The sequence below is a fragment of the Alteromonas sp. MmMcT2-2 genome (assembly GCF_022348305.1).
In the GTDB taxonomy this organism is placed as follows: domain Bacteria; phylum Pseudomonadota; class Gammaproteobacteria; order Enterobacterales; family Alteromonadaceae; genus Alteromonas; species Alteromonas macleodii.
This window is the reverse complement of record NZ_JAKRFA010000027.1, coordinates 22,799-46,498: the sequence shown is the minus strand read 5'-3', so window position 1 is coordinate 46,498 and position 23,700 is coordinate 22,799. Positions and strand designations below refer to the sequence as shown.

Genomic DNA, 23,700 nt, shown 5'->3' with positions numbered 1-23,700 from the left:
CATAAGCGACGGTTAAATTTAGGACTCAGATAACTTAGCCTGCTGGCGAATAAAATTAATGGATGGCGCGAAAAACGCAGCACCTGTTTCAGCACTGGTAAAGTCCAGCCATCTGTCATAATCGCCTTCACCGTTGCCGTATATTTGGCTGTGGAGCATCTGTTTAAATGGCCGCGCACTGGCACTACAGCTTACGAAGAATAAGCCTTGAGAGGCCATATCACCGTATGGCATGCCTTGCTTAATTAGCCTTGGTTCGTCGCCATCGGGCGCAACAGTGCTTGCCCTAACACAATGTGAAGATTCAGATAGTTCGCTACTTACCAAATTGTGCTCTTGCGTGGTGCCCATCACTTGTTCTTGCTGACGGCTTGAAAGACTATTCCAGCGCCTTAAATCATGGCGATAGCGTTGTATGTGAACATAGCTGCCACCGCTAAAATCAGGATCATCTTCGCCAATAATCCCGACTTGTCTCCGCTTCATGCCACGTGGATTATCTGCGCCATAAAGAAAACCATTGAGGTCACGGCCATCTAAGTACCTAAACCCTCTTATCTGCTCCACCAGTTCTACATGAATACGCAACAAATCCATCACTTCAATGCCAACCGCATGGCAAATATCCAGCCTATCAGCGCGAATTTGAATGAAGAGATCGCAAGGCATGGTGGGGGCACTTCTATCGTCACACTGCATATCAGGAAAAGGGGCAAGCTCAACAGGTATCAAACCGGGGTATACCTCAGCCCAGTAACCGGTGCCAATAGCGACAACCCCGGTTACCATGGCTTCGTAGTGCTCATTCTCAAAATGCTCGAATATATCCAGCACGCGAGATAGTTTGGCGCGTACGGCTTGGCTATCGTCATCAATGACGTTCAGTAATAAATACTGTGCATGTAAATTTGGCTCAGCGCAGAGGCCTTTTTGTGGTTGTGTCATTGCCGCTCTTGTTGTTATTAACGCCTTGTTCTGACGTTTCGCTGCTGGCGATCATTCGCCGCGCTTTGTTGTGCGAACCTTATCGTAAAGTGTAGCGGCTGCTTCAAACTTTGAAACCCTTTAAAGCGAAGCAGCAAACGGGGAACAAATTAACTCCGCCGCCTATTATTTACACTAGTGTGCTTAATAGCCCGCGGCTTGTCCATCTTTTCGCGTTTCTGAAGCGCCAAAATAGACACCTTTCTGCTCGTCCCAAGCGATGGCCTGATAGCCACCGAACGCGCCTACCACGCGTTGAAGCTTATGCCCCCGCTCCATGAGTTCTCGCTGAACGGTTTCACTGAACCCCGATTCTAAGCTCACATAGCCACCATCAGTCATCAACGCGCCCGTTGGGCTACTCGACCCACTGTGCAGTATGCGTGGAGCATCCCCCGCTTCCTGCAAATTCATTCCGAAGTCGAGAATGTTTACAATAATTTGCGCATGCATTTGAGGCTGAGTTCCACCGCCCATCACGCCAAAGCTCATCACTGGCTTACCGTTTCTTGTTACAAAAGCCGGGATAATGGTGTGAAATGGACGCTTTCCCGGGCGATATTCATTAAAGTGCCCTTCTTCAAGGGTAAACATCTCACCTCTATTTTGAAGAATAAAACCTAGCCCTGGAGGTGTCATGCCTGAGCCCATTCCGCGGTAGTTACTTTGAATTAAGGACACCATATTGCCCTCTTTATCAGCAACGGTCAGATAAATGGTATCCCCTTCATAAATACCCGCATCAACGCGATTCGCTGCGCGTTCATTATCTATGAGCTTCTGGCGCTTAGCGGCATACTCTTTCGAAATTAGCCAGTCGACTGGAATATCGTTGAAGTCTGGATCCGCATAGAACTTAGCGCGATCTTCGAAGGCGAGCTTCTTGGCTTCAACAAAGGTATGGATGTAGTCTGCTGAGTTAAACCCCATTCCTTCGATATCATAGTGCTCAAGCACATTAAGAATCTGTAGTGCCGCTATGCCTTGTCCGTTGGGCGGAAGTTCCCACACATCATACCCGCGATAGTTAGCAGAGACGGGCTCTACCCACTCCGAGGTATGTGATGACAAATCCTGGTATGACAAAAAGCCGCCTTGGGACTTCATGTAAGCATCGATAGTGCGTGCGATATCGCCCTTATAAAAAGCATCTCGCCCGCCTGTTGCAATCTTTTCATAGGTCACGGCTAAGCCAGGGTTTTTAAAAACATCGCCTTTTTGCGGAACTTTCCCGTCGATAAGAAAAGTCTCTGCAAAACCGTCATAGTGACCAATTCGCTCTTGATTCATCTGCCAGTAGTAGGCAATAACTTCTGAAACAGGAAACCCCTCACGGGCATATTTGATAGATGGGGTAAGCAGCGCAGACATAGGCAGCTTGCCAAATTTTTCGTGTAGTGCAAACCAGCCATCTACAGCGCCAGGGACAGAAACAGGTAGCGGACCGAATTTTGGAATTTGATGCAAACCACGCTCGGCAAACACCGCTTTGGTTAACTGTCTGGGTGAACGGCCAGAAGCGTTTAAGCCGACTAGCTTCTCTTCTTTTGCATCCCACACAATGGCAAATAGGTCGCCGCCAATACCGCTGCCTGTAGGCTCAACTAAACCTAACATGGCATTGGCTGCAATAGCTGCATCAACTGCACTGCCGCCTTGTTTTAAAATATCCAACGCCACTTGCGTAGCTAATGGTTGGCTTGTTGCTGCCATGCCGTTCTTTGCAATAACTTCTGAGCGACTTGCAAAGGGATGCCCCGTTATTCTGTCATAGCCCAAACAGCTGATACTAAAGAAAGCCAGTATCAAAGGTAGAAGTCGCACACTTGCAATCATAACCGTCCTTTTACTAAAACGTTGCCGATAATAAATCTAGCGTCAGTATATCGATTCATAGTGTAGCGTTATTACCACATTACGCCTAGGCTCTTTTCCTAAGCCCAGTAATGGTCATAAAACACATTGCATGAAACGAAAAAAGCCCCGCATTAGCGGGGCTTAAACAAAGTAATAAGGCATTATTGTTATTGTTGTTTCGTTGCCTAATCGAGACTCTCTTACGAACGGCTGCTTGTGAAGTCTGGGTATGCTTCCAGACCACATTCGCTCATGTCTACGCCGTCGAATTCTTCTTCTTCGCTCACACGTACACCCATAACCGCTTTAATCACTAGCCATACCACTAGGCTCACTACGAATACCCATACAAAGATAGTCGCTGCACCAATTAGCTGACCAGAGATGCTTGAACCATCGTTAGTGAAAGGTACAAGGATAAGACCTAGAAGACCTACCACGCCGTGAACTGAAATGGCGCCCACTGGATCGTCAATCTTAAGCTTGTCTAGTGCAACAATGCTAAGCACTACTAAAATACCACCAAGGCCGCCGAACAAAGTAGCTTGTAATGGTGTAGGTGTTGAAGGCTCTGCTGTAATAGCCACAAGACCGGCTAGTGCACCGTTAAGTACCATAGTTAGGTCAGCTTTACCGAATAGAATGCGTGCTACGATAAGTGCAGCAATTGCACCACCAGCAGCTGCAGCATTTGTGTTCATAAATACAATCGCTACTGAGTTTGCACTTTCAACAGTTGCAGTAGCCAGTACTGAACCGCCGTTGAAGCCAAACCAACCCATCCACAGGATAAATGTACCTAAAGTTGCAAGCGGTAAGTTTGCACCTGGAATCGCGTTTACTTTACCGTCAGCGGTGTATTTACCCTTACGAGCACCAAGCACAAGAACACCAGCAAGAGCAGCAGCTGCACCGGCCATGTGAACAATACCTGAACCTGCAAAGTCAGAGAAACCAAGGTCGCCAAGCGTATACATACCGAATACTGCTTCGCCGCCCCATGTCCAAGCACCTTCCATTGGGTAGATGAAGCCCGTCATAACAACTGCGAACGCTAGGAATGCCCAAAGCTTCATACGCTCAGCTACTGCACCAGATACGATAGACATTGCTGTTGCAACAAATACTACTTGGAAGAAGAAGTCAGCAGAAGGTGCATATGTTGCTGGCTCTTCAGCGACACCTGTTGCGCCATCAGCCATGATACCGCTTAGGAATGGACCCCAGTCGCCGCCACCGTACATAATGCCGTAACCGCAAATCATGTACATAGTGCAAGCGATAGCGAATAGCGCCACGTTTTTAGTTAGAATTTCTGTGGTGTTTTTCGCTCGAACAAGACCAGCTTCAAGCATCGCAAAACCTGCAGCCATCCACATAACCAGTGCACCGCAGATTAGAAAATAAAAGGTATCTAGCGCATACCCAAGTTCAAAAGTGATTTCCATTATGGTTTTCTCCGCAAATATATCGTTGTGGCTTACAGCGCGTCGCTATCCGACTCACCAGTTCGAATACGAACGGCGTGTTCAAGGTCGTAAACAAACACCTTGCCGTCTCCAATTTTGCCTGTTTTGGCAGCGCCAACGATGGCTTCTACCAGGCGCTCTACTTGATCATCCTGAACAGCAATTTCCAGTTTGACTTTAGGTAGAAAATCCACCTGATATTCCGCTCCGCGGTAAAGTTCAGTGTGTCCTTTTTGACGTCCAAAGCCCTTCACTTCGGTCACGGTCAAACCGTCGATACCGATTTCTGAAATGGCTTCACGAACATCATCTAGCTTGAACGGCTTGATGATCGCTGTGACTAGTTTCATGAGTTGCTCCCAGTTTGTTTTGGTTATTCTGTGATTTATGGTCGTGTTTCCAACTATGGGAAGATAAACCAAGAGCCATGCCACAAATGATTAGCCAAATAAATCAAACACATACAAGCAAACGCTTCATGAACGCACAAAAATAATGCACACTAATGGTGCACTGTTAAAAATTTGCCCAATTTTGAAGCGGTATGAGGTTGCGGTAAGGTGAGAGGACTAAAAAGTGCGATGAAATTAGGATGGAACTATTCGATAGGGCCCATGGTCTGTTGTTTACTATGACGACTATCACCCCATCTTTCTTTGCGCCTGAGCGCAGCATTGAACACCATTCCGTTGCAAAGAAAACGGCGTGGCGCCCACTATTAATTTCGGGCTGTGCACATGTGTTTGGGGTCATCGTAGTGGTCATACTTTCTCAAATGGGCATCAACAATCAAAAAGCACGAGTAAATGTTTTGGAGCGAACGCCGGAGATAAGCGCCAGACTGTACTATCCCCCCGTTCCACGCCCTCCTGCCCAAGCTAAACCACAAGAAACTAAACCAATCGATGTTTCCCCTAAAAGGCAAGAAATTGAGTTGAAGCCTGACGCAACCAAAGCGACTGAAGCACTTGATAGTAAAAATGAAATTGTAGAAAGCCCTGCGTCCAAGCAGCAGAAAAATGCTGAGCCCGATAAACAGAAGGTACCCGTTGAAAGTAAGCCGACTAATACACTGCCGTCGCCCACATTATCAAAAGACGCAAATCGGCGCGCAGGCTCGTTGAATCTGTCGGTAAAAGATGGCGCAGCCCTCTACTTTGAAAAGTATCACAGTGACAAAGTCGCTGAAGACGCAGAACAGGCAGCAAAAGCATTTCAAGAGCGTAAAAATAGTCCTGTGCTTAGCGGGCCAAGCACACAGCAAATACAAGCTAATGAAAATCGACGCCCTTCGAAACGCGTAAACTGTAGCAGTACGACCAATAAAACTTTGGCGATATTGAGTGGGATTGCTGGTGGAACCTTAGAATGCACCAAAATGGACGACCACAAACGTTTTATAGAAGCCAGAGTCAATAAACTTCCTAAAGACGAAGAGATTAACTAGTTGTCTCTATCAACGATTTACCGTCATGTGAGGTAAGCCCTTATCACAGTCACTTTCTTTTGAAAAACTTAGGGGGTCGCCCGAAATACGCTTTGAACCGGCGACTGAATGCTGCAACATCTTCATACCCTGTTAGCTGAGCTATACCCAACATTGGTGTATCGGTATTTCTAAGTAGTGCTTTGGCCTTTTCCATCCTCACTTTTACAAGGTAATCTCGTAAACTATGCCCGGTGGCTTCTTTAAAGCGTGTTTTGAATTGCGTTGTTCCCATGCAGGCTATCCGTGCTAACTCCACCTGTGTAAAGCCTCGGGCAAGGTCGCGATGAATATGGCTTAATACAGGAGTCATTCGCTTATCCATGCTGCATCCTTTCAAGGATGTTTCTAGCAAGGTTAAAAATAGCGCCAGTATTTCTTCATGGCCTTGGTCAGCAAACTGGCTAATTTGAATCTCTACAAACGATAAAAACGCCTGTAATGCGGACGTTACCTGAAATATCGGGTGCAACCTGTCATTTAAATTAACTGGCACATACTCCAAGTCCGCCACAATAAATTTTGACAGTTCGTTAGCGCTAAAATAATGGACCTCATTCGGCGCTATGCATACGCCTTCGCCTACGCCTACCCGCCCGCTAAAATTATCGATTTCTATCAAGATATGTCCGTTGATGGGCAGCACTAACTGAAAGTAGTTGTGTTTATGGCGGCACGTTTGCTTCGTATATGAGCGTACGGATAGCGATGGAATTGGGCTGTCAGTCATTTTATTGCTCCCAACAGTCCATAATAGGTAGTACTGATCTTTTGCCTAACCTCACCGCTTATTTGCATCTATTTCCTTGCCGTTAACTCAGTACTCTCTGCCGTTAGATTAAGCACTTTTATTCATTTTGTCACAAATACGTGCAATATTTGATACGCCTAGGAAGGCGTCGAATACTACGTTTAAGGAATAAATATACATTTAAAATAAAGACAATAACGGAAAATAAATGAATATAAACTTACGTCAAATAGTCGGCTTGGCAAGTGCGTTGTTACCCGCTATCGCCATGGGTCAGGTCTCCAATGGAGACTTTGAAACATGGACGTCTGGCGCACCTAATTCATGGTCAACTATCGACTCCGGCATTAGTGTAGCTGAAAACTCGGCCTACTCATTCTCGGGAAGCAAGTCTGCTGCAGTTACCGTCAATACGACAACGCAAGGTTCAACTGACTTCCGTCAGACAATCAATGTAACCGCCGGTCAAAATTATGAATTTTCAGTGAGGCTATATCACACTGAAGGTGCTGTAAAAGCACGCCTATATGTAGACGGTTATCAAGGTTATTCTGACAACTCATTAACTGGAAACTGGCAACAGCTTACTTTCTCTTATTCCGCTACAGCGTCAAAAGAGATTGAGGTGGGGTTACGCTTTTATGATCAGACGGGCTTTGATGGGTCAGAAACCGTCTATGTAGACGCATTCGAGCCGACTACGCTTGGGTCAGGTGGCAATAACGGCGGTGGAAGCACGTGTGCTAGCCATTCAGGCGTTTTGAACTTAACTACCGACAATTACGGCAGCGAAACCAGTTGGCAAATAACTAACGCAAACAACCAAGTTGAAGCCTCTGGCAGCAGCTACGCTAGCAACCAAAGTTATACTGAAGCGGTTTGCCTTACTGATGGAGAATATACCTTTACCATTAGTGATGCCTATGGCGATGGAATTTGCTGCTCCTATGGCTCTGGCAGCTATAACTTGCTAATAGAGGGCGTGTCTGTTGCTAATGGCGGCTCTTTCGGCGCGAGTGAAAGCACCAGCTTTAGCGTTGGTACAACGAGTGGCGGCGGCAGTGGTGGTGGTTCATCAGAACTCACTGGTTACTATGCAAGTGCCAACGGTCTGTCAGGCTATGCGTTAAAAACCGAGCTTTACAACATTATCAAAAATCATAATACACAAAGCTATGGCGACCTTTGGACATTCTATATTTCATACACAAGCGACAGCTACTATGAAAATGACGGCTCCATTTTGGACATGTATTCAGAAAACCCAAATGGTAGTGACGCTTACAGCTACACGGCTGGTTCTGACCAGTGTGGCAGCTATAGTGGAGAAGGCAGTTGCTATAACCGCGAACACGCCTTCCCGCGCAGCTGGTTTGGCGGTGCAGTCTCGCCGATGAATACTGATGTTCATCACGTTTTTGCAACCGACGGCTACGTTAACGGTCGCCGAAGTAGCTATCCGTACGGTGATGTCGCAAGTGCTACTTATACGTCATCGAATGGTTCCAAACTGGGCGCGGGCTCTTCTGCTTCTGGTTATACAGGCACCGTTTTTGAGCCCATCGACGAGTTCAAAGGTGACTTCGCTAGAGCGTATTTCTACATGGCGACACGTTATGAAAACGTCATTGCAAATTGGGAAACGAATAGCACCTATGGCGACGCAGTGTTGAATGGTACGAGTGATCAAGTATTTGAAAGCTGGTTCTTAACTCTGCTTTTAAGCTGGCATTCTCAAGACCCTGTAAGCCAAAAGGAAATCGATAGGAATGACGCTGCCTTCAATTTCCAGAACAATCGAAACCCTTTTGTTGATCATCCAGAACTGGTAAACAGCATTTGGGGTAATTAACTTCAACATGAGAAGAGCACGAGCGTGCTCTTCTCAACTCACACTTCCTCTGAGTTCGCCTTTTCTGTTGGTGATAGCCCTGAAAATTGCCTAAAACGAATTGTGATTTATCGGCATTATTCCTGATTGTATATCACCCATGTTTTAAGTACGCTAAGCTGCTATTTACTGGGGATTACTCTAACTGTAATACATAACAAAGGATATTCGACGTGGCCGCAGCTAACTTACTTGCCCTACTTGATGATATAGCAACGTTAATGGACGACATCGCAACCATGTCGAAAGTCGCTGCGCAAAAAACAGCGGGCGTCTTGGGCGACGATTTAGCGGTAAACGCCGACCAGGTCCAAGGCGTTAAAGCAGACCGAGAGCTACCTGTTGTATGGGCAGTAGCAAAAGGCTCACTTATTAATAAAGCAATATTGGTTCCTGCGGCATTAGCCATCAGTGCTTTTGTGCCCTCACTTATAACCGTCCTTTTGGTACTGGGCGGGTTATATTTATGTTTTGAAGGTGCAGAAAAACTACTGCACAAATATCTTCCCCACGAAGATGAAGAAAAAACACGAGAAGCCAGAATAGAAGCGCTTACCCACGAAGATGTGGATATGGTAGCTTTTGAGAAAGATAAAATAAAAGGCGCTATACGCACAGACTTTATACTGTCTGCTGAAATTATTGTAATTGCATTAGGCACAGTGACCGATGCAACACTTACTACGCAAATTGGTGTACTAGTAGCACTAAGCTTAGCGATTACCCTTGGCGTTTATGGGCTGGTAGCGGCACTAGTTAAAATGGACGATGTTGGGCTTTACATGCTTCGCAAGTCGTTAACAGGTTCAATGAACACCCTTCAACGATTTATTGGCAGAGCGTTATTAGTTGCCGCCCCCGCATTAATGAAAACCCTTGCGGTTGTAGGCACTGTTGCTATGTTTTTAGTCGGTGGTGGCATCCTCACACACAGCATTGGCTTTTTGCACGTTATTACCGACTGGTTTACCGCACTTATCCCAGACGCATCGCTGGTTATGTCTATACTTGCTGATGGTGTTGTTGGTATTGCTGCTGGTGTGATCATTGCGCTAGTAATGACAATGGTTTCACAATTTAGAAGTAAAGCGTCCTAGACCTATTCACTCTTTTATACATTGGCGGCGCTGCTCTTCTTTATAGACTAGCGCCCCTATTTCTGACCTTTCTCATGGTCACCAGTGTCGCTGCGCAAGTGTTAAAAAATTTGCGTTAGTCATTTTGACCACCTCTACATTAAATTCGCTAAATTTTAGTATTTCTTTAATTCCTCAATTCCACCTTTATTTTTTACTAAAAGTTAAAATTCATTAAATTCATATACTTACCTTATTTTTACGAGTTGGCACATCCCTCGCTATAAACTAATTGTTAATTGATAACGACTTATTATCGAAACCTTTAGCAACATGATAGCTGCCACGCAGTATGTTCAAGTGCAGTGTCTAACTTAATTTTTGGAGATTACTATGTTTATCGGTCGCAAAACTTTCACTGCACTAACTTTAGCAACTAGCGTATTGGGCGCATCAGCGTTCGCTGACGACACTCAGAACAACATTGTTTCACATACAGATTTTATCGTTGAAAGCGCCATGCATGACGTAAAGCAGAACTTGGACCTAGGCGTGACTTATGACGTGTTAACTGCAAGCCATACGTTTGAGCCAGAAGTAGAAGAAGCAAATGCATTGGTTGCTGACATCACTATTACGCCGATTGAGCCTATCAGCTCAGACGATAACGACGCATAAGGAGAATGCACATGTTAACCGCCGCAACCCTATTTATGGTGGTACTCGGACCGGTTATTGCGTTTGTAGTCAGTGCGCTGGTGTTTTCAACAGCGCGCCTATTCCTTCAGAAAGGTCACTGAAAACGCAATAAAAACAAATAGGAACCTAACCGACTACCGCTAAAAGATTTGCCTTCCCTAGGCCTTTTACTCCAGAGGGAGATAGAAAGCACGGACTGTATCCCAGCCAAGTGATTGTGTTTTCTATCTTCTTACTGGAGTTTTTTTATCCGAATATCCGTTCCCACCAGCTTTTATCATCCTTGTCGCTGTCTTTGTCTACAGGACGGCCTGAACAATCTTGTTGAGGTGGAGGAAGCACATCCAAAATAGCCGGTACGCTTAAACTCCCAGCACATCCTGCAACCACAACCGCGCCGGTCTTGGCGTCAAAATGTGCAATGCCTAAGCCTTTTGGGAAACGCCTTGATAATGACTTGGGTGACTGAGATTTCATGTAGTTTATGAAGACGGGTAAGGCTCCACCTGCCCCGGTTAAATTAACCGGCTGGTTATCGTCGTTACCCACCCACACTGTAACAACGTTATTTCTATCAAAGCCACTAAACCAGCTGTCGCGATAATCATCTGTGGTGCCCGTTTTGCCGGCCATATTCACATTGCCAAAATTCCAGCCAATGCGCTTTGCAGTACCTTCTGTGGTTACCTTGTATAAGGCGTAGTTAAGCAGATAGGTTGCCGCTTCATCGGTGCGCTGAGCGAAAAATTCAGCCTTTTTCCAAAGCAGTGCATTATCAGCCGTAACTACAGACGTCACCGTATGAAGAGGTATATAACGTCCATCATTTGATAGGGTTTGATACATTTGATTGGTACTAAAAGGGGTCAATTCAAAAGCGCCAAGGGTCAACGACGGTACTTTATCTACGGGGGTGGTTATCCCTAATCGCTCTATCGTATCGGCTAGCGCATCAAGCCCTATCTGCATGCCTAAATTAACCGTAGGTATATTTAAAGACTCGACTAGCCCTTGAAGTAATGGCACCTGCCCTCTGAACTCTTTATCGTAGTTTTGCGGCGACCACGTTTTTCCATTTCGACTTTCAAGGGTAATGGGTTCGTCTTTAAGCGGCGTTGCCAAGTTAAACTGTGTTGGATCTTCTAGTGCGGTTAAGTAAACCGCAGGTTTAATCAACGAGCCTATAGGGCGTTTTGCGTCTAGTGCTCGGTTAAAGCCTTTGAACGCAAAGTCTTTTCCGCCAACGATAGCGCGTACTTCACCACTTGCACTATCTGTGACTACCATTGCACCCTGTAATGGCACTTTCCTGTCTTTTTGCAAACCGTCTAGCGTACCCGACAATGCACTTTCAGCGCGGCGCTGGGCTACGATATCAAGTGTTGTAAACACTTTTACGCCCGAATCTCTTAAGCTAGGCTCAGCCAGAATTTCATTGAGTTCCCGACGAACCTGCTCCATGAAAGCAGGGTGTTTACCGCTTGCTAAGCTAGCCCCACTGGCGAGCCCTAACGGCATATTCACAAAACGTTCGTAGTCTTGACGACTAATTTCATTTTCATCAAACAGCATGCGCAACACTAAATCACGACGCTCTTTCGTGCGCTCAGCATATTTGCGTGGGTTGTAATAAGATGGGCCTTTAATAATAGCAACCAACGTGGCTATTTCGGGCGTACTTAGCTCGTTAGCTGGTCGGTCAAAATAGAAATAGCTGGCAAGTCCAAAACCATGTACGGCCATATCGCCATTTTGCCCCAAAAACACTTCGTTTAAGTACGCTTCAATAATTTCTGATTTGCTGTAACGGGCATCAATGATCACCGCCATAATGGCTTCTTTTGCCTTACGCACAATGGAGCGCTCACGGGTTAAAAACATGTTTTTAACCAGCTGCTGCGTTAGCGTACTGCCGCCTTGAACCGTTCGTCCGGCTGCAATGTTTGCCATTAGAGCCCGCAATATTGAAAGCGGCGCAACGCCATGGTGATTATAAAAATTGCGGTCTTCCACCAGGGTTAGCGCTTTTGGCAACATTTCAGGAATGGTGTCTAACGTTACCAGCATACGGTCTTCTTGAGACCCGCTTGTCATGCGCGTTACTAACCAGGGTTCTAGCTTTGCAGAACCATACGGGCGGCCTTGCGACTTGTCATAAATTTCCCCAATACGTGCACCTTCCCACGTGATCACTAAATGACGCAGAGGCTCTGCGCCTTCTGGAAACTGAAACGCGCGGCGCTGTACAGTCAGCACCTTATTTTGATAGCTATATTCACCGCTACTGTCGGCAAAGGTTACCTTGCGGTAGCCCAGCAAATTGAGCTCATCAATGACTTCTTGGGGCGTTATCTCTTCACCTTTGCTGATTTCCAACGGACGGGCGAAGATCTGCGCGGGAACTTCCCATTTATTTCCAGAGAACGCATGCTTAATTTGGGCGTCAAGGTAGAAGGCATACGCCCCAAGCACAACCAAACCAATAAGAGTGACTCGCCAAAACAGTTTGAAAAACCACGAGCGCTTGGCCGAGCCTTTGCCATTGCTTGATGCTTTACTTTTTGAAGATGGATTGTCTTTTGTCTGTCTTTTTGCCACGTGAAAACGCCATGAAGATCATTGAGGATGACATCGCACATATTGCGATATGGATTTAACGAACGCCTTTAAAACGTTAGTTTTAATAGTATCAACATTACCATTCGGGCCGCCTCTCAACAACTGTTTCCAAATATGCACACTCCGAATTTGTATACTTCTGAAACGTCCCATGGTGCTAATATGTTGAAGGACTAAAATGAATTTTACTCGCGTTTCACGGTCACAATGCGATAGCATGCTGGCAAGTAACACAGGAACCGTACTATGCGCTTAGCTTCATTTAAGTCTTCTTTTTTCTCTACTCGTTCGCCTAAAGGGGCCAAGTCTTACGCCTCATTTCTTCGACCGTCACTTCGCACGTCTATGGCGCTGCTTCTCGCGGGTGCGACAATGAATTCAGCGCTAGCCAATGAACAATTCGCTAGCTGCACCGCAGCGCTTGCTGATAAAGCCAAGCAGGAAGGGGTTAGCCAGCAGACTATCGATGATGTGTTTCCTCGTCTTGTTCACCAAGATCGTGTGATTGAGCTAGACCGAAGCCAACCAGAATTTGTACAAACCTTTCCAGGGTACTTCAGCAAGCGCGTTACCGACTGGCGTACCGAAAAAGGTAAAGAGATGTATGCAAAGCACGACAAACTTTTGCATAAGCTAAGTGAAAAATACGGCGTGCCTCCTCATTATCTGCTCGCTTTTTGGGGACTAGAAACAAACTTTGGCTCTTATAAAGGCAAAATGCCGGTACTCGACTCGCTTGCCACTTTGGCTTGTGATAAGCGACGAAGCACCTACTTCACCCAAGAGTTTCTTGTTGCTGTGAAATTGATGGAGCGAGAGAAGCTGCAAAAAGAAGACATGATTGGCTCGTGGGCCGGTGCCATGGGGCACACCCAATTTATGCCTTCGGCCTATACCCACTACGCTATTGATGGCGATGGCGACGGACAAATAAACTTGTGGGCAAGTGAAGAAGATGCGTTGTCTTCTGCGGCAAACTTTCTTGCCAACTTGGGTTGGGAGCGCAGCTTCCGCTGGGGTCGTGAAGTGCAACTGCCGGAGAACTTTGACTATCAAGAGTCAGGCTATAAAAATAGAAAATCTCTCAGTGAATGGCACGCCCAAGGCGTGAAAAAAGCTGATGGTTCTGAATTGGGCGAAGGCGATACTACCGCCTATGTTATTGTGCCAGCTGGTCACAACGGCCCTGCCTTTATCGCCTACAAAAACTTCCGCGTTATTATGCGCTGGAACAACTCAGAGTTTTATGCCATTGCCGTGGGTGTATTGGCCGACCGTATCGCTGGCGCGTCTGGCATTAAAGCCACGTTACCTGATCTACCTGCGTACAATCGCAAAGATATTATTGCCCTTCAAAGCAAGCTGAATGATTTGGGCTTTGATGTGGGTAAGCCTGACGGCATTATTGGCCCCGCCACCCGCGAAGGCATTCGCAATTACCAAATTAGTAACAACATGATTGCAGATGGTTTCCCAGGCCTTGAAGTGATGGCTGCACTTAATATCGACCTTGAAACGACGACTTCTTAAATTTGATATATGTTGCGCCATTTCTGGCGCGCATTCACTGTTTGGTATTTTCAGTGGCCTACAAGGTGTAAACCACTCACTTTGTTGGTTACTGAAAGTACTCAAACGTTAGGCTTGAAAAATAGGTTTCGAAATCTGCAGCCGAGCTATTTGTAAGTGGGACTCCCCAAACTGTATTCAGAATTACAGGTCCTTCGACGTCAAATTTAAATGTCGCCTTGCCCTCAGTATCCGTTTTAACCGCTTGCTCTTTAGCGCTGTGATCAACCAAGGAATACGCATCGATAAGCGCGTTACTCAAAGGCTTACCTTTAAATAATACCTGAACAGATAGCGTGTTTCCTGCAAGCTTGTAAGGATGTTCAAGAGGCACTATTTCCAATGTGTGGCCAATGGGTTTTAATACGTTGTTCGTTACCGCATCGCCAACTTGCACAATGGTTTTCGCCTTTCTAGAGTACAGCTCTTTGCCGGCAATATCGTTTTGTCCCCTTGCCTCGCGGTGCGCCAATACCTCAGTTAAGCCTTCTTCTTTTGCATACTGATTAAACTTCTTCGCTTTTAATGTGCTTGTGGCGTGATAGCTTTCAAACCCTATGACGTGAGTACCGGATGGGAGCTTGGTTGTTTTTGCCATGCCCGGCAGCATTGAGGTTTTAGGTACAACACTGGCAGCCATATCAGTTACACCGTCAAAAGAGTAGGTGCGCAACGCGACTATTCTATCCCATGCAAGGTTCCAATGAGAGGTATCTTCCTTATGACCCACTTTAAACTGCAATGCCAGCGAATTCGGTTCTTGAGAACGATATGCTGTGGGTTCTAGCCAAAAATCGTGAGCTTGAACGTTAATTGAAGTAGCAAATAAAAAAGCAGCAGTGGCAATACAAGATAGTTTCATTGCGTAGTTTAACCTGTAAATAAGAGTGAGGTTTCATACTCCAACTTAGCGCAAGTTTCAGCGCACGACCACTGTCGTAAAAAACATACTGTGTACGAAACTGGCATATAGGAAAATGGCGTATAGATACTACTCTTGTTTAAAATAAACAAAAATCACCTGAAAACGATGGTTCGTGTAGCCGTATCAGCGCGCTACATATGCTTTTTTGTTTTGCTGGTCGGCGATGCATTTGCGGGGTCATCTGGCCAAAAGTGCTTTGGATAGCGCCCCTTCATTTCTTTTTGTATTTCCTTATAACTGCCATGCCAAAAGGCGGCTAAATCACTGGTGGTTTGTAATGGCCTACCTGCTGGCGACAGCAGCTCACATACAACGGTAATTCGCCCACCCGCTATCGTTAATGGCGTGCCTTGAGAATATAACTCTGGCATTTTGACCGACAGCACCACATCTCCATTATCGCGATAATCCAGGCTAGCCTCTCTGCCGGTTGGAATAGTCACGTGAGTTGGCAAGAGTGTGGCTAATGCATCTTGCTGAGGCCAAGAAAGACCATTATTCAAGGCTGTTTTCCACGGTAACTGCTTAAGGTTTTTGATGTTTTTACAGTTTTTTAAGACAGGCGCTAAACTGTCTTTGGCCTCGTGCACGAGAGCGTTCAATGACAACGGCCACGGATCGGGTTCATCGAAGGCTCTGTCTTGTGGCAAATTGAGCTTGCCAGCCATTGCCACTCTTCGCCACCATTGCCAGTCTGCGTCAGAAAGCGGCCAGCTTGATAGAGGAAGTGCATCAAGGTAGGCGAACCATGCGTTGCATAACGCATCATCCCAGAATGCTTTTTCACGACTTTTTTCCTGTCCAGAAACCGGTGTGCTATTTAACGTTATCTCATAAAAGCCCGTACTTACTCTGGCTTCCATTACCCCAGTATCGCTGTTAAGAATAACGCTGCGCTTTTCTTTGAACGCGTCAGGAAAGGCTAAACGCAACCAGCTTTCAGGCACTGACTGTGCCAAGCGTATTGTCACCGTGCTTTTTATCAGCTGCCCGTCGAGCACTGCCAGCCATGGTCCATCGCCATTTTCGCTCTCATTAAAAATGGACGCACTACCAGCAGCAGTGAGCTCTGCACCTTTGCCACTTGCCAGTTTGTATTCGACTATACCGGTCTTAGGCTTACCATTTGTTGTATTCGAGCTCTCTGCCGATTTATCTGACGCACTGCGCCTATAGCCCACCTGCAAAGGAAATGCGATAGCGATACAAAGCCCAAGTGCTTGCTCGTCTAGTTCGTTAATATCAGGCTTAAAGCGTTGTGCTTTTCCATCATTATTTTGCACGTAGCGCGCATAACGGGAAGCTTGCTGTGTAAGCTGACTGCGCGTGATGCTATTAGCGTTTAGCAGCGCATCCATGACATTTGTTGCGCCGCCCACACTGACATTACTTTCGCTAAGGGCCACAACAAAAGGTGCGGCGTGGCGAAGCGCGTCGTTGTCATCAGCACTAAGTCCATCAATCCCTTGTTTAACGGTCAGCAATAAGTGGGCTAAATGGGGCTGACAGGGTAACTGGGCCAGCGCTCTTCCATAGGGAGTAATGCTGGATTGTGAGATAGCATTAACCCGCTGAAGCTTTTGTTGTGCGAACTGCTGCTGCGCTTGTGTAGGCTTCGTCAACAATGCCAAGGTATCTGGGCTACTGCCCCAGGCTAAGGTATCAAGCAAAAAGCTACTTAAGTCTTCCTTTTCAATTTGCGCCGCATTGTATTTGGCCAAACGCTCGAAGCTGCTTTTGCTACACAAACGATAGCAGGTTCCGGCCATTACACGCCCCGCGCGTCCCGCTCTTTGAATGGCGGATGCTTGCGAAATGCGCTGCTGGGTAAGCGCAGTTATGTCACTGGACGGATGATACTGAGCACTGTTTTCCCATAGGCTATCAATAACCACCGTCACGCCTTCAATGGTAAGACTCGTTTCAGCAATATTGGTAGATAATATGACTTTTCGTCTGCCTTGCGGGTCTGGCGTAATAGCGGCTTGTTGCACAGATTTACTTAACGCTCCATAGAGCATGTGAACGGCCATGTCCGCACTCTCAGCTAACCCTTTTATTTCTTTGGCAACAGCATTGATGCTTCCTCGCCCAGGAAGGAAAACCAAAATATCACCGTCGTGTTCGCCTACGGCCTGCTTTATGATATTGCAGGTTTTGGGTACTAACTCATGCGCCTGCACATCTTGTGTGTAGCGGATGTCAACGGGAAACATGCGCCCTTGCGTATTCAAGTTTACCACTGGCGGCACGCTATGCGCATTGAGCAACATTTGAAGGGGTGCTACATCCAAGGTAGCCGACATTACAACTAATCGTAAGTCATCGCGAAGCCCAGACTGTACTTCAAGCGCTAGTGCCAAACCGAAGTCACTGTGAATACTGCGTTCATGAAATTCGTCGAAGACGATAGCGGCTACTCCATCAAGCTCAGGGTCTTGCTGAATCATGCGAGTCAGCACCCCTTCGGTTATGATCTCAAGCCGAGTGGCAGACGATGTTTTCGACTCCCCTTTAATGCGATAGCCAACCGTTTCGCCCACATTTTCATTTAATTGCTTAGCTAAATAGTCCGCAAGGTTTCTCACCACCACGCGCCGTGGCTGCATAAGTAATATTTTTCCTTTAAGCGATGATTTCAGCAGTGACAAAGGAAGTACGGTGGACTTTCCCGCGCCCGGAGGAGCCCCTATGATGACGTTGCTAGCGGCTACAGCTTCTTCAAGCGGCGTAACGAGTTCATAAGCGGGTAAGTGAGAAAACGGCTGTAACATAAAGGGCATAAAGGTGTTATAAGTTGATGGGTATAGTGTACCTGATTTGAGCAATGCACCCGAACCTCACTGCTATTTTTTTAGATTTGGCAAATAGCTCAATACTTGCGTCTTGTTTTGGAAATCGCAGGTAGCGCCATGATAAACTTAGGTTTATATGGACATTAACGTGATGTACAAGCTAAAGGGCAAATTGGAAGGAGGAAAGCTATGCGAAGCTTTATTGGTTTAGATCTTAGCGCCACAGAAAAACTTGCTCTAGATAGCTGGCGCCAACAGGCATTGCCTGAAGTTATGCCCCGTCAATGGGTAAAAAGCGAGTATACCCGTTCTCGAAAGTCTACCAATGCGCGCTACGAGCACACCAATAGCCAAGGGCCCGCGCAACCGTACGCAGTGCCGGCGGCGAACTTCCACATAACGCTTAGCTTTTTAGGTGAGATAAATCATCGGCAGCACGAAGCGTTGGTGTATGAACTCGATCAGCTTGTGAGCGAACCCTTTTCTCTAACCCTCGATGCGACGGGATTATGGAACGGTCCTAAGATACTCTTCGCTTCGCCGACAGATGCGCCAAAGGCGCTAGGTGAACTCGCCAAATTGTCGCGAAAAGCAGCCCGCAAGGCGGCAATAGAGGTAGAAAGTAGAGAATATAAGCCTCACGTTACGCTTGTTAGAAAGGCTACGTCGAGCTTGCCTCTTCCCCTTTACAGCCCCAATGTAGACGTTCACGTTTCGGCATTTCACCTTTTTGAGTCTGTCTCTACACCGCAAGGGGTAGTCTACCTTATCCGCCAGTCTTGGCCGTTAAAACACAATATGTCGGTAAGAGAAAAGCTGCGCCGAGGGATAACCGACGAGTAAAGGCAAACGCAATACCGTGCTGACTTGGGTAAATTGATGTCCATTTGACTCGCACCTTTTGAGCTTAAGACCTCATGTGATTATGAGTTATAGCAATTTAAGCTGGTTTAAAGTAGCGCGCCGCCTTTACAACGCATGGCGGCACAGGTAAAAAGAAAGCCTGTTTTTTTATTCAAACTGCCCAAATGCAACAAACATTTAGATTAGTAATAGACTGCCCAGACCAAATTGGGCTCGTTGCCAGCGTGTCGCAATTTTTGGCCGACCATAACGCTACCATCGTTGAAGCAAGCCATCACACTGACTTACAAACCGGCCGCTTTTTCATGCGCCATGAAATTAGCACCGACTCGCTAAAGTTAGATCATCAAAGCTTTGTTAAAGAATTCGCCCCGCTTGCTAACGAATATCAGATGAACTGGAAGCTGAGCGACTCCAGCAAAAAACAGCGCGTCGCTCTGCTTGCCAGCCTTGAGTCTCACTGTTTAGTTGACCTGCTTCACCGCTGGCACACAGGCGAACTACACTGTGATATTCCGGTTATTATTGGCAACCACCCGCAAATGAAACAGTTTGCAGACTGGTACAAAGTCCCTTTCCATTGGGTAGACTTTAAAGCGTTAGGGAAAGAAGCCGCTTTTGCGCAAATCACGACTTTACTTCAAGAATACAAAATTGATTTGACCGTACTTGCCCGCTTTATGCAGATTTTACCTGATACGCTTTGCCAAGAGTTGCAAGGTAAAGCCATTAACATTCACCACAGCTTCTTGCCGAGCTTTGCAGGTGCTAAGCCTTACCAGCAAGCCTATGATCGCGGCGTAAAGCTAATCGGCGCAACCTGTCACTACGTAACTAAAGATTTAGATGAAGGCCCTATTATTGAGCAAAGCGTTAAGCGTATTAGTCACAGCGACAGTGCAGCTGATATGGTGCGTAAGGGTAAAGATTGTGAAGTAACGGCATTAGCTCATGGCGTGCGCTACCACTTAGAAGACCGCGTGATTATTCACAGAAATAAGACCGTGGTGTTTGCGTAAGTCTTTACAGTGATAAATTAAAAAAGCCCGCGAGTAAACATTACTTTCGGGCTTCTCTTTACACTGTTTTTCGCTCTACACTTTTTTTGCTTTACACTTTTTTCGCTTTATTTAGACATTCTTTTTTACGTTGTTAAATCCATCATCACCTAGCACCACTTGAAGTCTCGCTTTTATTACGGCTTCCTTATGAGGATAGTGAAAGTCGAACCCTTTACCGTTGCCGCTTTCCAAAATGACTCCAAGGTAATGGTGAGAAAAATTAAGCGCATAGATAGTATTGGCGTTCACCCTGAGGGGCTGGCGATCAAGTCCCTGTAAAAAATGAAACACCACAAAATCACCATCTTTTTCTATCAATTTTTCAACGGGATATCTATTACCGAAGCGCCTGCTTCTTAAATAAGAGAAAAAGCCTATACATAGCCCTACACTGCCTAGGGTAGCCGCGAGTTTAACTTCACCTTCTGCAGTGATATTTAAAATAAAAAGAGCCAGTAGAAACACTGGAACACCAAGAAATAGTGCCTTGTCGATGGGTTTGCGTTGCATCGTCTTCCCTGTGAAATTTTGATTCCCTTTAAAGACACAATAAATCACAAAGCGGCTATGGTTTCAATACAAGCAACGGTTTCAGTACGTCCACATTCTTGTCATTAGGTTAGTGCAGTTATCGGTCTGACATGAACTATTTTATGCTTCAAACAGGGCTGGTACGCATGGCACGTCTTAGCTTCATGTAATACCACAGGTTCGAGGCTGCAAACAGGGCTTCAGTAATGGCTAATCCCCACGTTTGCGTAATTATTCCGTACGCAGTGAAGTTGATGGAGCCAATAATCATGCATACCCTTAAACCCGCTTCCTTACAGTGAAGTTCACCAAACCGGTATGCCATAAAAGTTAACACCGGCATAGCTTCAACTAACGATGTTTTACCGGTTAGGTTATTCACCGTCAGCACAATAGCCATCATAGAGATTAATGTAATGTAGGTTGCCACAGGAGACAGAAGTTTTTGTTTTATTAAGCGATAACTGGTACTCAGCCCCGCCACCGTAATTACTACAGCTCCTCCCCACGCTTGCTCGAAAACCAAAAGTGAGCCAATAGCAATACATAACCCCAAATTCATTAGCAGTAATTTACGTTCAGTGTTCGACCAAAAGGAAGCCAAAGCGAATGCAACGGGAAACGCGTGAAGAAGTAATTCAAACATGATGATCACAGTAAAAAAGTCAGTGGTTTACGAGCTGCGGAAGACAGCTATTTAGAACGCGCGCAGTGTAATTTCCAACCAGCATAAAGCCAATCAAAATTTGACCAATTTCGACGAATTGCATATCAGCGCGATTTCTCTTCAAACCGCTGTGCTGCAAGGAATTACGTTAAAGAGCATTTAACTTATTTTTACATTATCTTAAGATGGTTTTTGTCATAAAACGTATAGATAAAAACAGACAGGAAAACTCATGGGTAAATTTAAATCATCACTCACCGCTATGGCGGTTGTGGTTGCACTCGGTGCATGTTCAGAACAAAAAGCACCTGAGACCACCAGCACAGATGTACAAAATACAGCGACATCTCAACAAGCACAGTTTGATAACGTGCTGCTTCAAGAGTTTAAAGGCCCGTACGGCGGTGTGCCTGCTTTCGATAAAATGAATTTGGAAGATTTGAAGCCTGCGCTAGAAAAAGCCATGGAACTGAATCTTAAAGAGATCGAAGCCATCGCAAATAACGAAGCGCCACCAACGTTTGAAAACGTCATTGTTGAAATGGAGCGTGCAGGTGCAGAGCTTGGACGCGTATTCACGTATTACGGCATTTGGAGCTCAAACAAGTCTAGCCCTGAATTCCGCGAAATTCAGGCCGAGATGTCACCAAAACTGTCAGCTTTCTTCACTCAAATTACGCAAAATGAAAAACTCTTTGAAAGAGTTAAAACGGTGTACGAGTCTGATGAACTGAAATCGCTCACGCCAGAAGAACAGCGTATTACATGGATGACTTACAACAGCTTCGCACGCAACGGTGCGACGTTAGATGGCGAAGCGAAAAAGCGCTACGCTGAAATTAACCAAGAACTTGCTACGCTGCACACCAAGTTTTCTAACAACGTACTAGCAGACGAAGAAAACTACGTTACTTATATTACTGAAGACCAGCTTGACGGCCTACCCGCTTCGTTTGTAAAGGCAGCTAAAGCGGCAGCAGAGTCTCGCGGCGAAGAAGGTAAATATGCGATCACCAATACGCGTTCGTCTATGGACCCGTTCTTGACCTACTCAACCAATCGTGAGCTTCGCGAAAAAGTATGGCGTACCTACTACAACCGCGGTGACAATGCCGACGAGTTTGATAACAATGACATTATCAAGCGCATCCTAACTCTTCGAGACGAGCGCGTTGAGCTGTTAGGTTACGAAAATTACGCACAGTGGCGTTTAGAAGATCGTATGGCGAAGAACCCAGAAAACGCCATGGATCTGATGATGAAAGTATGGCCTGCCGCTATTGCTCGCGTTGAAGAAGAAGTGGCCGACATGCAGGCCATTGCCGATGAAGAAGGTGCAGACATTACTATTGCGCCATGGGACTACCGCTTCTATGCAGAAAAAGTGCGCCAAGCGAAGTACGACCTAGATTCAAACGAAGTAAAGCAGTACTTACAGCTTGATAAGCTGCGCGAAGCGATGTTTTACGTTGCAGGTCGCTTGTTCAACTTCAACTTCACACCTGTTGAAGAAGGCAAAGTACCCGTTTTCCACGAAGACGTGAAAGTATGGGAAGTAACTGACAAAGACAGCGGTGAGCATATCGGTCTTTGGTACCTTGACCCATTCTCACGCCAAGGTAAACGCTCTGGTGCTTGGGCAACGACGTATCGCTCTTACACCACGTTCGATGGTAAGAAGACCGTATTGTCTTCAAACAACTCGAACTTCGTGAAAGGTGCTGATGGCGAAGCTACACTTATTTCGTGGGATGATGCTGAAACCTACTTCCATGAATTTGGTCATGCCCTTCACTTCTTAGCGTCTGACGTAGAATACCCGTCTTCGCATTCTGGCGTACGCGATTACACTGAGTTCCAGTCTCAGTTATTAGAGCGCTGGTTGACCACCGATGAGGTAATCAACAACTATCTGGTTCACCATGAAACAGGCGAGCCAATTCCAGCAGAACTAGTTGAAAAGATTAAGAAGGCCTCAACCTTTAATGAAGGCTTCAAAACCACTGAGTACATGGCTTCTGCCATTATGGACCTGAAGTATCATACTACCGATCCTAGCAAGATTGACCCTGATACTTTTGAGCGTGAAGAGCTTAAGAAGCTTGGTATGCCAGAAGAAATCGTTATGCGTCACCGTTCACCTCACTTCGGTCACGTGTTCTCGGGTGAAGGTTATGCTGCGGCCTATTACGGCTACATGTGGGCAGAAGTTCTTACAGCTGACGCAGCAGAAGCCTTTATGGAAGCACCGGGTGGTTTCTACGATAAAGAAGTAGGCGATCGCTTAGTGAAATATCTATTCGCCGTACGTAACGCAATGGATCCAGCTGAAGCATATCGCAAGTTTCGTGGTCGTGACGCCAAGGTAGACGCATTGATGCGTGACCGTGGTTTCCCTATTCCTAAGGAAAGCAAAGAGTAAGTTAACGCACTTACCCTTCCTAGGTCCTGTTGTT

The 23,700-nt window shown here is 46.1% G+C and carries 18 protein-coding genes; 8 read left to right on the top strand and 10 right to left on the bottom strand.

From position 1 onward, the window contains the following. Positions 1 to 18: 18 nt before the first annotated feature. The 4 genes from MHM99_RS14965 to glnK form a co-directional block, all read right to left on the bottom strand. Positions 19 to 945 carry a Dyp-type peroxidase gene (locus tag MHM99_RS14965; RefSeq protein ID WP_049589087.1) on the bottom strand — a complete coding sequence of 309 codons (927 nt, stop codon included), beginning with the start codon at positions 943 to 945 and terminating at the stop codon, positions 19 to 21. 183 nt (positions 946 to 1,128) lie between these two features. Continuing rightward, on the bottom strand, positions 1,129 to 2,820 hold the full coding sequence (gene ggt, locus MHM99_RS14960) for a gamma-glutamyltransferase (RefSeq protein WP_131137939.1): 1,692 nt from the start codon (positions 2,818 to 2,820) through the stop codon (positions 1,129 to 1,131). Positions 2,821 to 3,041: 221 nt separating this feature from the next. Beyond that, complete coding sequence (locus MHM99_RS14955) at positions 3,042 to 4,289, bottom strand: ammonium transporter (protein ID WP_014948004.1); 1,248 nt, start codon at positions 4,287 to 4,289, stop codon at positions 3,042 to 3,044. Between the two features lie 32 nt (positions 4,290 to 4,321). After that, the gene (gene glnK / locus MHM99_RS14950) at positions 4,322 to 4,660 is read right to left on the bottom strand and encodes a P-II family nitrogen regulator (RefSeq protein ID WP_012516988.1); all 339 of its coding nucleotides are present in this window, start codon (positions 4,658 to 4,660) and stop codon (positions 4,322 to 4,324) included. Between the two features lie 242 nt (positions 4,661 to 4,902). Here glnK and MHM99_RS14945 point away from each other — a divergent pair, with 242 nt between their 5' ends. Then, positions 4,903 to 5,757 (top strand): hypothetical protein, encoded by an 855-nt coding sequence (locus MHM99_RS14945; RefSeq protein WP_239220015.1) that lies wholly within the window; start codon positions 4,903 to 4,905, stop codon positions 5,755 to 5,757. A gap of 49 nt (positions 5,758 to 5,806) precedes the next feature. Here MHM99_RS14945 and MHM99_RS14940 read toward each other — a convergent pair whose 3' ends face one another. Beyond that, a complete protein-coding gene (locus MHM99_RS14940) occupies positions 5,807 to 6,526 on the bottom strand; it encodes an AraC family transcriptional regulator (protein WP_014975463.1) in 720 nt (239 codons plus the stop codon). Positions 6,527 to 6,755: 229 nt separating this feature from the next. On the opposite strand from MHM99_RS14940, the gene MHM99_RS14935 reads away from it, so the two are divergent. From MHM99_RS14935 to MHM99_RS14925, 3 genes are all read left to right on the top strand, one after another. Continuing rightward, a complete protein-coding gene (locus tag MHM99_RS14935) occupies positions 6,756 to 8,399 on the top strand; it encodes an endonuclease (RefSeq protein ID WP_239220013.1) in 1,644 nt (547 codons plus the stop codon). Positions 8,400 to 8,611: 212 nt separating this feature from the next. Then, positions 8,612 to 9,535, top strand: coding sequence for a DUF808 domain-containing protein (locus MHM99_RS14930; RefSeq protein ID WP_039225115.1), 924 nt, complete (start codon positions 8,612 to 8,614; stop codon positions 9,533 to 9,535). A gap of 372 nt (positions 9,536 to 9,907) precedes the next feature. Further along, positions 9,908 to 10,192 (top strand): hypothetical protein, encoded by a 285-nt coding sequence (locus MHM99_RS14925; protein WP_014975460.1) that lies wholly within the window; start codon positions 9,908 to 9,910, stop codon positions 10,190 to 10,192. A gap of 267 nt (positions 10,193 to 10,459) precedes the next feature. Here the strand turns inward: MHM99_RS14925 and mrcB are convergent, their stop codons facing one another. After that, complete coding sequence (mrcB, locus tag MHM99_RS14920) at positions 10,460 to 12,811, bottom strand: penicillin-binding protein 1B (RefSeq protein ID WP_239220011.1); 2,352 nt, start codon at positions 12,809 to 12,811, stop codon at positions 10,460 to 10,462. A 267-nt stretch (positions 12,812 to 13,078) separates the two neighbouring features. Between mrcB and MHM99_RS14915 the strand changes: the two genes are divergently transcribed. Beyond that, entirely contained in the window at positions 13,079 to 14,362 is a 1,284-nt protein-coding gene (locus MHM99_RS14915; RefSeq protein ID WP_156085821.1) for a lytic murein transglycosylase, read from the top strand. A gap of 88 nt (positions 14,363 to 14,450) precedes the next feature. On the opposite strand, the gene MHM99_RS14910 is transcribed toward MHM99_RS14915, so the two are convergent. Then, entirely contained in the window at positions 14,451 to 15,263 is an 813-nt protein-coding gene (locus MHM99_RS14910) for a DUF4198 domain-containing protein (RefSeq protein WP_239220009.1), read from the bottom strand. Between the two features lie 194 nt (positions 15,264 to 15,457). Then, complete coding sequence (hrpB, locus tag MHM99_RS14905) at positions 15,458 to 18,154, bottom strand: ATP-dependent helicase HrpB (RefSeq protein WP_343213285.1); 2,697 nt, start codon at positions 18,152 to 18,154, stop codon at positions 15,458 to 15,460. A gap of 156 nt (positions 18,155 to 18,310) precedes the next feature. Between hrpB and thpR the strand changes: the two genes are divergently transcribed. Together thpR and purU are read left to right on the top strand one after the other, a co-directional pair. After that, positions 18,311 to 18,964: an RNA 2',3'-cyclic phosphodiesterase gene (gene thpR, locus MHM99_RS14900; RefSeq protein ID WP_239220005.1), complete on the top strand. Its 654-nt coding sequence runs from the start codon at positions 18,311 to 18,313 to the stop codon at positions 18,962 to 18,964. A gap of 185 nt (positions 18,965 to 19,149) precedes the next feature. Next, complete coding sequence (purU, locus tag MHM99_RS14895; RefSeq protein ID WP_049588561.1) at positions 19,150 to 20,004, top strand: formyltetrahydrofolate deformylase; 855 nt, start codon at positions 19,150 to 19,152, stop codon at positions 20,002 to 20,004. A 111-nt stretch (positions 20,005 to 20,115) separates the two neighbouring features. Here purU and MHM99_RS14890 read toward each other — a convergent pair whose 3' ends face one another. Then, positions 20,116 to 20,556, bottom strand: coding sequence for a hypothetical protein (locus MHM99_RS14890; protein WP_049588562.1), 441 nt, complete (start codon positions 20,554 to 20,556; stop codon positions 20,116 to 20,118). A 148-nt stretch (positions 20,557 to 20,704) separates the two neighbouring features. Continuing rightward, entirely contained in the window at positions 20,705 to 21,223 is a 519-nt protein-coding gene (locus tag MHM99_RS14885; protein WP_049588563.1) for a YgjV family protein, read from the bottom strand. 253 nt (positions 21,224 to 21,476) lie between these two features. On the opposite strand from MHM99_RS14885, the gene MHM99_RS14880 reads away from it, so the two are divergent. Next, positions 21,477 to 23,666, top strand: a complete 2,190-nt coding sequence (locus MHM99_RS14880) for a M3 family metallopeptidase (RefSeq protein WP_039225122.1) — start codon at positions 21,477 to 21,479, stop codon at positions 23,664 to 23,666. Positions 23,667 to 23,700 lie beyond the last annotated feature (34 nt).

Bases quoted from the DNA above. Each gene is read 5' to 3' on its own strand.
- MHM99_RS14965 (WP_049589087.1), bottom strand. From the start codon at position 945: ATGACACAACCACAAAAAGGCCTCTGCGCTGAGCCAAATTTACATGCA.
- MHM99_RS14955 (WP_014948004.1), bottom strand. From the start codon at position 4,289: ATGGAAATCACTTTTGAACTTGGGTATGCGCTAGATACCTTTTATTTT.
- MHM99_RS14890 (WP_049588562.1), bottom strand. From the start codon at position 20,556: ATGCAACGCAAACCCATCGACAAGGCACTATTTCTTGGTGTTCCAGTG.
- MHM99_RS14925 (WP_014975460.1), top strand. From the start codon at position 9,908: ATGTTTATCGGTCGCAAAACTTTCACTGCACTAACTTTAGCAACTAGC.
- ggt (WP_131137939.1), bottom strand. From the start codon at position 2,820: ATGATTGCAAGTGTGCGACTTCTACCTTTGATACTGGCTTTCTTTAGT.
- thpR (WP_239220005.1), top strand. From the start codon at position 18,311: ATGCGAAGCTTTATTGGTTTAGATCTTAGCGCCACAGAAAAACTTGCT.
- MHM99_RS14880 (WP_039225122.1), top strand. From the start codon at position 21,477: ATGGGTAAATTTAAATCATCACTCACCGCTATGGCGGTTGTGGTTGCA.
- MHM99_RS14885 (WP_049588563.1), bottom strand. From the start codon at position 21,223: ATGTTTGAATTACTTCTTCACGCGTTTCCCGTTGCATTCGCTTTGGCT.
- purU (WP_049588561.1), top strand. From the start codon at position 19,150: ATGCAACAAACATTTAGATTAGTAATAGACTGCCCAGACCAAATTGGG.
- MHM99_RS14915 (WP_156085821.1), top strand. From the start codon at position 13,079: ATGCGCTTAGCTTCATTTAAGTCTTCTTTTTTCTCTACTCGTTCGCCT.
- MHM99_RS14945 (WP_239220015.1), top strand. From the start codon at position 4,903: ATGGAACTATTCGATAGGGCCCATGGTCTGTTGTTTACTATGACGACT.
- glnK (WP_012516988.1), bottom strand. From the start codon at position 4,660: ATGAAACTAGTCACAGCGATCATCAAGCCGTTCAAGCTAGATGATGTT.
- MHM99_RS14940 (WP_014975463.1), bottom strand. From the start codon at position 6,526: ATGACTGACAGCCCAATTCCATCGCTATCCGTACGCTCATATACGAAG.
- MHM99_RS14910 (WP_239220009.1), bottom strand. From the start codon at position 15,263: ATGAAACTATCTTGTATTGCCACTGCTGCTTTTTTATTTGCTACTTCA.
- MHM99_RS14935 (WP_239220013.1), top strand. From the start codon at position 6,756: ATGAATATAAACTTACGTCAAATAGTCGGCTTGGCAAGTGCGTTGTTA.